Here is an 11,245-nt window from a genome sequence, read left to right as displayed (position 1 = left end):
CCTCATCGCCGAGGTTGGGACACCCGAAACCCTTGCGCCACAAAGACTGCCCCAACCTGACCAACCTGCCTGACCTGTTTGAGTTGTTAGGATTGAAGGAATGGCTGTGCAATCCCCATGCGTGCACGCGAGAAAGGTTGGGCAGGTTGGGCAACGCCCACGGCACAACGCCCGAGGTTGGGACACGAGGTTGGGCAGGTTGGGACAGATCGCAGGAGGTTGGGTCAGAAGTCGGGCGCATCCTCACCTCCCTGGACAGGCTTGCCCCGCTGGTCAGCGATCCAGGTCTTGACGTCTACGCTGGCGCGAAACCAGCGCCTCTCACGTCCGCCATCCGGCCATCGCTCACGGTGGTGCTCGAACCCCAGTGACCGCATGATGTTGGCTACGCGCATCTGCTCTGGCCGGCCGTGCTTGGCTGCATCCATGCCGATGGCATGGCACAGGATCTCGTCGGTCGTCACCCACTCGGGCTTACCCGCGTTGAATTTGAGTCGCGTGGGATATCGCTCCTCGGCCGCGCGGCCATCGACCCAGCGCTCGACCCGATCTTCCCAGCTGTCGCCCACATAGCGCGCCGCCTGTTCGTCCGCGGCGTCTGCCGGAAGGTCCCACCATGCCGTCCCCTCATCGAAGAGGTGGACCGCCTCAGCCCATAGCTGGTCGCGTTGCCGCGAGATCTCGTCGATCAATACCTCGCCGTCGGTTCGCACAGGCAGGAAGCGTCGCCCACCGGTCGGATCGCGCAGGTACTGGTGCTCGTTGGTCGTTCCGGCGAACACACATTCACGCCGATAGGATCGCGGCACACGCTCATACGGCGCACGGAACTTGTCCACCCGTCGGGTGATGGCGGTCTTGACGCTGGTCACGTCGGCCTTCGAGAAGCTGTCCATCTCGCCGATCTCGACACCCCAGCATCCCTGGATGACCTGGTAGAAATCCTTGCCGCTGGGAGACTCCGATGTCTCCACGAACCAGTTGCTTCCGAACAGGGCCCGCAGTGCGCTCGACTTGCGCTTGCCCTGCTCGCCTTCCAGCACCAGCATGAAGTCCACCTGCGCCCCCACGAAGGGCTGCTTGGCGTCGAGCCACAGCACGCGCGCGATGGCGCCCACCATGAAACATCGGGCTGCGCCGTGGCTGTAGGCGTTGTCCGGCGCACCGAACAGATCCACCAGCATGCGCTCGACGCGCGGCTGGCCATCCCACTTCAAGCCCGTCAGGTACTCGCGAATGGGATGCCGCCGGTGTCGACGCGCCACGGCGATCACCGCCTTGAGCACGGTCTCATCGCCGCATTTCACCCAGTAGGTGTCAGGGTCCTGCAACCAGGCCGCCAGCTCGCAGCTGTCGGCGTCGGTGAACTCGTCGCGGTTACCCCCCTTCCAGGGCGGGTCGCGTGATAGCACCACCTGATTGCTGGATTCGTTGAGCCACCACAACCCGGCCAAGCGCTCGTCGTTCTCCAGGATCAGCAGCAGGTTGTGCAGAGTGCCCTCGACGTTGCCGTCACGGTTTCGCGTGAGCTGCTGCACCCATGCATTCGGGTCTGGTGCACCGCCGTCCGGTGGGCCACTGCCCTTTCCGCCGTCGATGACCGTCATGGATTTACGTGCCGCCAATGTCATGCCTGCCCTGCTGACGGCTGCGCGCCAGGGCGCACCACGTTGAGTTCGATCACACGACCGGCGGCCCACGCCGCCAGCTGACGTGGCGTCCATCCCTCAACTTCGAGCGCGTCGGCGACGTCCCAGCCGTGCGGCCGGCCGGCCGTATCGATCATGCGAATGGAACGAGCGCCCACCCGCGCCGCAAGCTGCGCGATGCCTGGCTGATAGGCGCCGCCATCGTTGCTCCAGCCACGCATGGCCTTGTCGCCGGCGGCATCCGCATCGGGCCACAGCACGACATCGCGACCCGCCAACGGGGACCAGTCCGCCTTGGTAACGCCATGACTCCCGCCTGGCCAGCTGATCACCGCGTATTGCGGCCACGCGTCAGCGCCAGCCGCGCGACATTTCTCGCCCTCCACGACCAACACGGGCGCTTGCGGTCGCGCCGCCAGGGCGTCGAGGCCAAGCAGCGGCCGAGGGCGCGGGAAGTGCTGCAGGCACCACTGACGCTTCCCGTCTGGCCCCACGCACCACGTCACCTGCGGCGTCCACTTCTTCGTCTTTCCGGTGGCGCAATCGACAATGTCGGCGCGCAGCACGTAGCCCAGCAGCTCGCCGCTGGCATCGCGGTACGCATCCAACCGGGTGGGCTTGAGGCGCGTCACGCGTCCTCGCTTCGGATTCCAGATCGGCACCGTCCAGCCACCGGTCGACATGATCTCCGGGGCATCCTCAGGCACTGGCATCAGCGGCACCCAGGTCACGTCGAGGGGCTCTTCGACCTCAATCCGCACACCATCGCGCGCCGACGAGAACTCCCGCGCGCCGAGCTGTACGCACGCCTCCTTGAAGTCGCATCCCGTGATGTGCATCAGGAAGCCGATCACGTCGTGATGTGCCCCGCAGCCGAAGCAATGCACGAAGCCCTTGCCGGGGTTGACGGTGAAAGACGGGCTGTTCTCGGCGTGGAACGGACATAGGCCGGCGTACTCACGTCCCTGCTTTCGCAGCTGCACGTAGCGCCCGACTACGGCGACCAGGTCGACGCCGGCCTTGAGTGCTTCGACGTCCAGATCTTGCCGGCTCACGTGCGCACCGTCCCGCGACGGTTGGCGTCGCGCCTGGACTGCATGCGGTACTGGGTTCGCAGGTAGTCGCGTACGCGCTCCCTGCACCCCTTTCCACCCGTGCAGTCGGTGTTCGGGCAGATCTCGGGGAGCTTCTCGCTCGCCTCACCCCAGTCGGCTCGCGGCTGCTGGGCGATTGCCATGGCGTGGTGCATGCAACGGCTCACGCTCACGCGCTACCCCGCAACGGCAAGACGCCTTGTGCTGAGCGCCGCGCTTCATCCTCGCATCGAATCCGCTCGCGCTCGGCAAGCGCCTCTTCGTGCGACAGGACGGGCAACGTGTCGCCATACAGCGCAGCCATCGCTGCCAGAAGTCCAGGCGCACAGCGGCGTGCATTCGGCAAGCCCGGTACGAGCGGGCGGTAGTGACTCCCCCTGTGCATGCGTCTATGCCCCCGGAAGGATGTTCTGTACCTGTCGCCGCACGCTCAGCACGGCGCTGATCAGGTCGTCGGATTCGTTGAGGATGCGGCGCGCGAACTGCGCGTCGGCTTCACTGATGCGGCCATCTGCGAGCGCGGGGCCAAGGGCCTCGACGAACTGCCCGAACTCCAGCAGCAGCCGCGCAAGACCCACCGCCTCCCCCGCCTCGTCGGTCTGCAGTTGATGCACGACCAACAGGCCACGTCGCCGCGACAGGTCACGTTCGCACTCACCGCGATAGGGCTCCGGCAATGCCATCACCCACGCGTCTTCCAGGTCTGCGGGCAGCGCCTTGACCGTGCCATCGAGATAGCGGCGCAGAATCTGTGCGTTGTGCTTCATGTCGGCGGAGGGGTCATCGCCAAGGCGGAATGGCACGCCGCGCACGTCCGGCGCCACACTGCTCAGATAGCTGTCGGCCAACGCCATGGCGAAGGACTGATAGTTGGTCGCGGTCTGGTCGAGCATGCGACGCGTGTGTCCGTAGACAACGGACTGGCGCGGGGGCAGGAACTGACGCACGGGCTTCATGCGCTACCCCCAGGCGGCGCAGCAGACTGCGCGCCATGCCCAACATCCTTCCCTTCCCCACGCGGTTCGTGTGCACCACCCTGCGCGCATTCCATGCCCGCACCGGTGTGGGTGCGATCGCCGCAGTGTTCTTCGGCCCAGCCCAGCGCTTCCCACAGGAACGTGCCGGCCAAGCCGACCACACACAGTCCCAGGACGAGCCACAGGAACATCGCCGTGGGCGCGACTGAGTCCATGCGCCTGTCGTGTTCGGGTGGCCACTCGCCGCGCAGGCGCTTAGCTGCGCTGGTGCTCAGCTGCATGGACAGGATCTCGGCATCGGTCAGCGTGCGTCGCGCCCCGGGCATGTCAGTGCTGCCTTTCGCCGACCGGCTGAAGACAATCCACTTGGAACGCTTCGGGCCGCAGGAGTTGGAGGAATTGCCGCCGCGCCGGTGGTATCCCGTTCTGACGCCACTCACTCACAGAGGGCGGCTTGACTTGGCAGAGACGGGCAACTTCGGCCGTACCACCCAAGCGATCGATGATGTCGGAGTCTGTCATGGCCACAGAGTATTAGGCATGCCTTACAGAAATGCAATAGGCACCCCTAATTCGGCTGGCATTAGGCTTCCCTAATGGAATCAGCACCTGACACCGCAGCGTCATCCGCGCCGACACCCCTGGCGCGGCGACTGCATATTGCACTCAGTGAACTCCTCGACCCGCCGAAGCCAGCCGAGTTGGCAAGGCTTGCAGGGGTAAAGCCGCCGAGCGTCCATGGATGGTTCAACGGATCCACCAAGTCCCTTGGAAAGGCGCTGCTGCCTATCTCGCAGGCGTTAGGCGTTCGACCGGAGTGGCTCAACACTGGGCGCGGGCCGATGCGGCCTGGCGGCAATGCGTCGCGCGAGATCTATAAGGTCTTCGAGCCCGACAATTCTGACTGGGAGTACGCGCGCGACGCCTACGGCCCGATTCACATGATCGACGCGTACGGCTCTTGCGGAGGCGGGGCAGTCGCATGGGAACTCGAACCCCGCGCACCCCTCATTAAAGAGGCTGCGTGGTTCAAACGGTATGGCGTGCAGTCCGACGACGTCATCGGCGTGTTCGCTGATGGCGACAGCATGGCTGACTTCATAGTTGACGGCGACATAGTGCTGTTCAACAGCAGGAAGACCACGCCAAAATCTGGGGCAATCTTTTTGATCGATCATCCAGATGGCATGAAGATCAAACGACTTAGGCGCGATATCGATGGCAGCTGGATACTCGAGAGCAATAATCCTGACAAGCGTCGTTTCCCGGACGAGCGCATAAGCCCTGAACACGCAGACCTCCTAAGGATCCGGGGCGAGTTCATTTACCGACAGGGCGGGTAGAACACTAACTCAAGGGAGAGATTCGATGCTTAGGTTTGCCAGCGCCCCCCTACTCTTACTGCTTGCCGGCGCCGCCACGGCACAAGACGGCAGCTTCGCAGTATTTGGGATCCCCTTTGGGGTTCCGCTCACGGTCCCCGAATGCACTTGGCGAGAAGGTCGTGACTACATGAGCGCAGATCGGCGCGCGACCAAACGCGAGTACAAGAATGCCATGTGGTCCGACGAAAGCGGCCCCTGTTTCATACAAAGCCTTAGGAACATCGGGAAGCCCATCGAGGAAGGTGAGAGCGTCTCAATATTGTTCCCGCTGCAGGAACGACCCTCTATGTCGAAGAGAGGTAGCCTCGGTGTAAGGATCGTCGATGGAAAGGCAGACTACATGACGGTTCATACATTGGGGTTGGCTGGTCAGACTCACGACCTTGCCGAGCTTACGGAGAAATTCGGTACGCCAACCTCCATCGAACATCCGAAAGCCCAGAACCGGATGGGCGCTACGTTTGAGACTACTGAGGCAACCTGGTCGCTGAAGGGTGGTGTTTCCGTTACCTATCACAGCGCCCTATCGACGACTGACGAGGGGCTGATCGTCATTACGACCACCAAGGGCGCCCTCGCCGAAAAACGAGCAATGGACGACTTCGAAAAACAGTTCGGCGGTCGGGATTTGTAAGTTCGGCCTAAAAATACATTAGGCACACCTATTGACAATCGAGTTAGGTGCGCCTAACTTCTGCTCGCCAGCCCACCAGCTGGCGGGCGACCGGCGGGTCGCCACCCTGCCGGACCCCCTTCCGGCCGCTGACAGGCCGCACCCCTCGGCCCCAGCACTGACCCGCCGGCGCCCTCCCTTCATCCGGAGAGCGCCATGTCCAATGCCGAAGCCCGCTTCACCTACCCCACCGGCGATGCCGCCACCAGCCTGACCGTCGTCGACACGACCACCGGCCTGGAGTGGCTGCGCACGCCGCTGGCCGGTCGCTACGAACACCAGCAGGCGATCGACGCCTGCGCCGCAGTCGAGCACGACGGCGGCGGCTTCCGCCTGCCCACCCGCGCCGAGCTGCTCACCCTGGTCGACATCACCCGCTTCGACCCGGCCATCGACACCAACGCCTTCCCCGAAATCAAGGGCGGCTGGTTCTGGAGCAGTGACCTGTGCGCCTGGTCCTCGGCGTCCGCGTGGCTCGTCCTCTTCTACGACGGCTACGTCTCCGACGGCCGCCGCACCAACGGCGGGTTCGCGTTGGCCGTGCGCCGCGTCGGTCAGTAATCGGCCCCTTTGCCTACCTGACCGGAGACGCTGCCATGTTCGACGCCTGCACCATGTCCGACGACCAGCAGACCGACACGCTGGTCCCGCTTCCGCACGCCGCTGCGCGCTGCCTGCGCACCTGCAGCAACCACGACCACGCGCACGCCGAACAGCTGCGCGCGGGCCACAACCGCCGTCATGTGCCGCGCCTGCACGTACGCAGCGAGCGCGAGGAAGTGCGCGCCCGCGAGCTGGCCAGGGAGGCACGCTGATGGCCACCTTCGCGATCGACCTGGAGGCCGTGCGCCGTGCCCACCGCGAGCTGGACCGCGCCGGCCTGCCCAACCTGCGCCGCGATGCCACGCGCTTGGTGATCTCCGAGAACCAGCACGGCCGCACCGGCAACTACGTGGCCAGCCACATCCGGCTGCTGCGCAGGCAGGCCGAGCGCGCCCAAGGAGGTGCGGCATGAACGCCACCGTAGACATCGCCGGGACTCTGGAGCGCGCCGGCGCCGATGCGGACGCGCCCGAGGGCTCGCAGGCGTGGGCGCTGGCGCAGGTTGGCGCTGCTGTCGCCGAGCTGATCGAGGCATGCCGCGAGCGCGACAGTGCGCAGACGGCATGGGCTAGCTCGGACGAACGCCAACGCCAAGAGCCTGGCCCGCTCTACCAGCGCAGTCGCGAGGCCGACGCGCGGTACGCCGCCGCCCTCGCCCGCTTCGGGGGTGCGAAGTGATCGTGTCGACGGAATGCCCGGGCGTGCCTGCGTGCCCGCTCTACGTGACGTCCCACGCCGCCAACACGGGCGGTTGCGTAGATGACGCGGCGCAACCCTGCCGCGTCGCTCGCGGCGAGGTCACGTTCGCACAAGCCTACGACGAAGCCTGCGATGTCGCGATCCGCGCCGGCAAGACGAGGCGCGCATGAGTCCGGCCACGCTGCTCTGCATGCTCTTGGTGATCGGCCTGCTGATCGCCGAGGCGCGCCTCACCCGGAGGCCGCGTGCATGAACGAAGCCCCCGCCTTCGACCGCCGCCGCGACGTGGCCAACGCCACGCTGCCGCCCTACTTGCACCTGCAGGACCACAGCGCCTGCGACCACCACCCGTGCTCGGCCTGCATCGGCGTGCGCATCGTCAAAGGCAACCGCGACATCGAGCCCAGCAGTTGGTGGGCCCTCGCACCCAGGAGCCACGCATGACCACCGTCATCCTTGCCGCGACCGTCGTCGCGCTGCACATCTTGCTCGTCGTGCTGGTCACCCGCCGCCACGAGCGCGAGCTGGCCGACGCCGAGGCCCGCGCCGCCGACCACAGCATCACCCTGCAGCAGCGAGCCGATGCCGTCGCCATCGCCCACCAGGCATCGCTCGACAACCTCAAGCGGCTGCGTCTGGTGCGCGACGAAGACCGCAAGCGCCTCTGGCTGAGCGTGCGCGAAGCCTGCGACGCCGAGATTCAGGATGTGCACGCCGCCCTGCAGGCAGGTGTCGCATGAAGCGCACGCCGTTCCTGGGCGCGCTGGAGAGCATCCAGCACACCACGCCCGACTTCACCCCGCCCACCCGCATGCGCCTGCGCGCGGCCGGCGTCATCGGGTGGCTGCTGCTGGCCACCCTGATCGTCCTCACCCTGGCCGCCGCCGGCGGCCGCTGGAGCTGACATGCCCGAGTTGCAGCCCAAGATGCGCGACGCCCTGCTCGCAGCCATCGCCACCCCCAGCCACACGCTGCAGCGCGCCTGCGGCGGCTACGTCGCCCTGGGCACGTCCACCGTGCGCCACAGCGGCCCCAAGCTGTTCCAAGCCTTCACCCGCCGCACGGTCAACCGCCTGCTCGATGCCGGCCTGGTCACGTTCGACGAACCCGAATTTCCCACTCGCATCACGCTGACCGAGGCCGGCGTGCGGAGTGCGCAGGAGCTGGAACAGGCGGGTGCGAAGTGATCGCCGGTGCCAGCGAAATCCTTCAGCAGTTGGATCACCTGCTCGCAGCCCAGGGCCGCTTGTTGTTTCAGAAGGAGCAGTACGACGAGCAGGCCGCCACGCAGTTCGGCGTTGAGCTCTTGGACTTCATGCGCCTGCGTGGCGTCGAGCTGCGCGCACTGGTTGCCACCGCGACCCCGGGACCGCTGACAGGAAAGTACGCCGATGTGCTTCGACCCTTCCTCCGAGCCATGGAGAGCGAGCTGCATGCGAACGCGGGGAAAGGCGACCGCCAAGGGTGGCTGACGATGTCTCCCGAGTTCGCGCTTCTCGAAATCTACTACCACTTGGCCAAGCTCCAGAAGGCTGTCCGTGACGACAACGGTCCCGGCATTCGCGAGTACGCCGCTGACGTGGCCAACATGGCGATGATGCTGCTCGACATCTGCGGTGGACTCAGTGTCATCGACCTCCTCGACCGCGGCGCCTGTTCTCACCCGGGCTGCACGCAGAGCGACGGGGCGCCGTGCGCGTACCCGGAGTGCCCCCAGCGAAGCGCAAGCGAGGTGTCACCGTGAGCGCGTATCAGGAGCTCAAGCGCGACCTCTTCTGGTGCGTAGCTGTCTACTTCCTGCTCAGCGCGCTGTTTTCGTGGTTGCGAATCGGCTTCGACGAAACCGACAACCATGACGCACGCGAGCGATCCGGACTTGGGCTGCACGTCGATCAGGCAACGGGTTGCCAATACCTCTCGACCGCAATGGGCGGCATCACACCACGGCTAGATGCCACGGGTCGACACTTATGCGGGAGGCGGCCGTGATCCTGCCGCCCCGCAGCCGCCAGAAACAGGCCGAGAGCGACGCGATCGCCGGCGATCTACAGCGCTTTCTCAAGAAGAAGGGCAACACCATCGAGGTGCTCGGCAACACGCCCATCCGCGAGGGCAAATCGATGAAGGCCATCGAGCGCGCCAAGTTGCTGCTGATCAAGCGGCAGAACCGCGAACGCAAGCGACGGCGGCTGTCAGACGAAGAGGAATGACCGCGCCGTCCGCCCCGCGCCTGGGCAAGCAACTGAGGCGTGCCAACCAGCTGCTGCGAGACGCCGAGCGCGTCTTCCACGACCTACCCGACCACCACTGCCCTCGCCTGCTGCTGGAACGCATCCAGCTGCACCTGGCGAAGGACCAACCACCGCCTGGAGAACCCGAATGCCCAAAGAACTGACCGGACCCGACGCCCTCGGTGCGCTTGCGAACGCCGCCGAAGGCAAAGGCCTGCCCATCGACGCCAACCACTTCGAGCGCCTTGAAAAGCAGTGGCGTGCCGACCAGCAGTACATCGAGGCGCTGGAGACGCAGCTCGCCGACCAGGGCAAGCCGATCCCTGACCGCGCCATGCCCCAGCACGCCATCACGCCGACCGACCGGCGCCACTGAGGATCACGCCATGGACAACATCACCATCCACACCGAGCACGTGACGCTCAACCTGTACCCGCAGCCCGAAGCCAACTCCGCCCGCCCGGTCGTGGCTCCGCTGGAGGTGAACGTCGACCGCAACGCCGTCGCTGAACTCGTAAACGAGGCGGTGACCCAAGCCAAGGCGCAGGCCACCGCCGCGCGCTTCAGCAAGGTCCTCGCCGACGGCACAGAAGTATCCGCCGAGGATCCGCGTGACACCCATGTCGCGGTGATCGATCACCATGCGGGCCTGATGTGGTCCGTCGAGTCGTTGGGCGATCCGAACGACGAAGACAGTGGCATGTCGCATGACAAGTGCGTCGAGCTGGCAAGGGAATACACGCTGCTGGGCTACGAGGACTGGTTCCTGCCCACGCGCGCACAGCTGGCCAGCCTGGTCGACGACGCGCGCCACGAGCCCGCCATCGACACCAACCTCTTCCCGCGCGTGAAGCCGCGCTGGCACTGGACCAGCACGCCTTGCGCCTGGTCCTCGGCGTCCGCGTGGGGCGTCGACTTCAGCCTCGGCCGCATCAACAACCTCCACCGCTACGACCTCGGGTTCGCGTTGGCCGTGCGCCGCGTCGGTCAGTAGTTGGCCCCTTTGCCCTTCCATCCAGGAGCACACACCATGAAAAAGCCCACCCTCATCAAGCTGGCCGCCGATGGCCAGGAACTGCCCGCCGACGCGACCGACTGGGTCGCCGTGAAGTTGCCCGAGCACGGCCTGATCTTCACCGCCACACAGATCAACGAGGAAGAGGCCGACCAGGAGTCTCTGCAAGCGCAGGCCGTGGCGCTGGACCTGCTCGGCGCCACCGATTGGGATCTCCCGACCATCGACGAGCTGCAGCTGCTGGTCGACCGCGAGCGCTACAACCCGGCCATCGACACCGTGTTCTTCCGCGACATCCAGAACGACTGGTACTGGAGCAAGACGCCCGCCGCCTGGTCCTCGGCGTCCGCGTGGAGCGTCAGCTTCAGCCTCGGCGGCGTCAACGCCTACCTCCGCAGCAACGGCGGGTTCGCGTTGGCCGTGCGCCGCGTCGGTCAGTAATTGGCCCCTTTGACCTGATCTGACCGATGACGTCCCGCTACCAGCCGCCGCCGATCATCAAGGCCGCACAGCGCCTGCTCGTGGACATCGAGCAGTTCGTGCGCGGCTTCGATCGCTACCACAAGTACCAGATCGGCAGTGACCTGCGCCGCGCCGCCAGCACCGTGGTGCAGCTGGCCTCGCGCGCATGGCGCGACCAGGCGCACCGCCGCCGGTGGGTCGGTCAGCTGGTGTGGGCCGTCGACGAGCTCAAGCAGCACATGCAGACGGCCAAGCTGATCAAGGCCTTCCGCAGCTTCCGTCACTTCGAGCACCTCGCACGCCAGGCTGAAGAGCTCGGCGCGCAGGTCGGCGGGTGGAACCGCCAGCCTTCCCCTCAAGCCCAGAATGCGGGCGGCTGTCGTGCCGCCCCGCAGCGTGGCCAGAAACTGAGTACCCATACCGCCTCTGCGGGGGCCAATCGATGACGAAGCCACG

Annotated in this window: 22 protein-coding genes; 17 read left to right on the top strand and 5 right to left on the bottom strand. The window is 65.9% G+C overall.

Annotated features, from left to right (window positions below; all coding sequences use genetic code 11):
- Positions 1–224: 224 nt before the first annotated feature.
- The 5 genes from OY559_RS06940 to OY559_RS06920 all read right to left on the bottom strand — a co-directional run bounded on the left by OY559_RS06940 (position 225) and on the right by OY559_RS06920 (position 4,046).
- Positions 225–1,631 (bottom strand): virulence-associated E family protein, encoded by a 1,407-nt coding sequence (locus OY559_RS06940; protein ID WP_343228781.1) that lies wholly within the window; start codon positions 1,629–1,631, stop codon positions 225–227.
- Complete coding sequence (locus tag OY559_RS06935; RefSeq protein ID WP_277729324.1) at positions 1,628–2,632, bottom strand: CHC2 zinc finger domain-containing protein; 1,005 nt, start codon at positions 2,630–2,632, stop codon at positions 1,628–1,630. The genes OY559_RS06940 and OY559_RS06935 overlap by 4 nt, the downstream gene beginning before the upstream one ends.
- 68 nt (positions 2,633–2,700) lie before the next feature.
- A complete protein-coding gene (locus OY559_RS06930) occupies positions 2,701–2,886 on the bottom strand; it encodes a hypothetical protein (protein WP_277729323.1) in 186 nt (61 codons plus the stop codon).
- 246 nt (positions 2,887–3,132) lie between these two features.
- A complete protein-coding gene (locus tag OY559_RS06925; protein ID WP_277729322.1) occupies positions 3,133–3,699 on the bottom strand; it encodes a DUF8585 domain-containing protein in 567 nt (188 codons plus the stop codon).
- Positions 3,696–4,046 carry a hypothetical protein gene (locus tag OY559_RS06920; protein WP_277729321.1) on the bottom strand — a complete coding sequence of 117 codons (351 nt, stop codon included), beginning with the start codon at positions 4,044–4,046 and terminating at the stop codon, positions 3,696–3,698. The genes OY559_RS06925 and OY559_RS06920 overlap by 4 nt, the downstream gene beginning before the upstream one ends.
- Before the next feature lie 270 nt (positions 4,047–4,316).
- Between OY559_RS06920 and OY559_RS06915 the strand changes: the two genes are divergently transcribed.
- From OY559_RS06915 to OY559_RS06835, 17 genes are all read left to right on the top strand, one after another.
- Entirely contained in the window at positions 4,317–5,063 is a 747-nt protein-coding gene (locus tag OY559_RS06915; RefSeq protein ID WP_277729320.1) for a LexA family transcriptional regulator, read from the top strand.
- 25 nt (positions 5,064–5,088) lie between these two features.
- Positions 5,089–5,739, top strand: a complete 651-nt coding sequence (locus OY559_RS06910) for a hypothetical protein (RefSeq protein ID WP_277729319.1) — start codon at positions 5,089–5,091, stop codon at positions 5,737–5,739.
- A gap of 195 nt (positions 5,740–5,934) precedes the next feature.
- A complete protein-coding gene (locus OY559_RS06905) occupies positions 5,935–6,339 on the top strand; it encodes an Lcl C-terminal domain-containing protein (protein ID WP_277729318.1) in 405 nt (134 codons plus the stop codon).
- A 35-nt stretch (positions 6,340–6,374) separates the two neighbouring features.
- Positions 6,375–6,593 (top strand): hypothetical protein, encoded by a 219-nt coding sequence (locus tag OY559_RS06900; protein ID WP_277729317.1) that lies wholly within the window; start codon positions 6,375–6,377, stop codon positions 6,591–6,593.
- A complete protein-coding gene (locus OY559_RS06895) occupies positions 6,593–6,793 on the top strand; it encodes a hypothetical protein (RefSeq protein ID WP_277729316.1) in 201 nt (66 codons plus the stop codon). Before OY559_RS06900 ends, OY559_RS06895 begins: the two co-directional genes overlap by 1 nt.
- Complete coding sequence (locus OY559_RS06890; protein ID WP_277729315.1) at positions 6,790–7,059, top strand: hypothetical protein; 270 nt, start codon at positions 6,790–6,792, stop codon at positions 7,057–7,059. The genes OY559_RS06895 and OY559_RS06890 overlap by 4 nt, the downstream gene beginning before the upstream one ends.
- A gap of 270 nt (positions 7,060–7,329) precedes the next feature.
- Entirely contained in the window at positions 7,330–7,524 is a 195-nt protein-coding gene (locus tag OY559_RS06885; RefSeq protein ID WP_277729314.1) for a hypothetical protein, read from the top strand.
- On the top strand, positions 7,521–7,820 hold the full coding sequence (locus OY559_RS06880; RefSeq protein ID WP_277729313.1) for a hypothetical protein: 300 nt from the start codon (positions 7,521–7,523) through the stop codon (positions 7,818–7,820). The genes OY559_RS06885 and OY559_RS06880 overlap by 4 nt, the downstream gene beginning before the upstream one ends.
- Complete coding sequence (locus OY559_RS06875; protein WP_277729312.1) at positions 7,817–7,984, top strand: hypothetical protein; 168 nt, start codon at positions 7,817–7,819, stop codon at positions 7,982–7,984. Before OY559_RS06880 ends, OY559_RS06875 begins: the two co-directional genes overlap by 4 nt.
- 1 nt (position 7,985) lies before the next feature.
- Positions 7,986–8,267, top strand: a complete 282-nt coding sequence (locus OY559_RS06870; RefSeq protein ID WP_277729311.1) for a hypothetical protein — start codon at positions 7,986–7,988, stop codon at positions 8,265–8,267.
- Complete coding sequence (locus tag OY559_RS06865; protein ID WP_277729310.1) at positions 8,264–8,824, top strand: nucleoside triphosphate pyrophosphohydrolase family protein; 561 nt, start codon at positions 8,264–8,266, stop codon at positions 8,822–8,824. The genes OY559_RS06870 and OY559_RS06865 overlap by 4 nt, the downstream gene beginning before the upstream one ends.
- A 241-nt stretch (positions 8,825–9,065) precedes the next feature.
- Entirely contained in the window at positions 9,066–9,290 is a 225-nt protein-coding gene (locus tag OY559_RS06860; protein WP_277729309.1) for a hypothetical protein, read from the top strand.
- Positions 9,287–9,475, top strand: a complete 189-nt coding sequence (locus OY559_RS06855; RefSeq protein WP_277729308.1) for a hypothetical protein — start codon at positions 9,287–9,289, stop codon at positions 9,473–9,475. Before OY559_RS06860 ends, OY559_RS06855 begins: the two co-directional genes overlap by 4 nt.
- Complete coding sequence (locus tag OY559_RS06850; protein WP_277729307.1) at positions 9,460–9,687, top strand: hypothetical protein; 228 nt, start codon at positions 9,460–9,462, stop codon at positions 9,685–9,687. The genes OY559_RS06855 and OY559_RS06850 overlap by 16 nt, the downstream gene beginning before the upstream one ends.
- 10 nt (positions 9,688–9,697) lie before the next feature.
- Positions 9,698–10,306 (top strand): Lcl C-terminal domain-containing protein, encoded by a 609-nt coding sequence (locus OY559_RS06845; protein ID WP_277729306.1) that lies wholly within the window; start codon positions 9,698–9,700, stop codon positions 10,304–10,306.
- Between the two features lie 36 nt (positions 10,307–10,342).
- Positions 10,343–10,768: an Lcl C-terminal domain-containing protein gene (locus OY559_RS06840; RefSeq protein ID WP_277729305.1), complete on the top strand. Its 426-nt coding sequence runs from the start codon at positions 10,343–10,345 to the stop codon at positions 10,766–10,768.
- A gap of 26 nt (positions 10,769–10,794) precedes the next feature.
- On the top strand, positions 10,795–11,235 hold the full coding sequence (locus OY559_RS06835) for a four helix bundle protein (RefSeq protein ID WP_277729304.1): 441 nt from the start codon (positions 10,795–10,797) through the stop codon (positions 11,233–11,235).
- Positions 11,236–11,245 lie beyond the last annotated feature (10 nt).

Source organism: Pseudoxanthomonas sp. SE1, assembly GCF_029542205.1.
GTDB lineage: Bacteria > Pseudomonadota > Gammaproteobacteria > Xanthomonadales > Xanthomonadaceae > Pseudoxanthomonas_A.
This window is presented reverse-complemented; position numbering and strand designations above follow the sequence as displayed.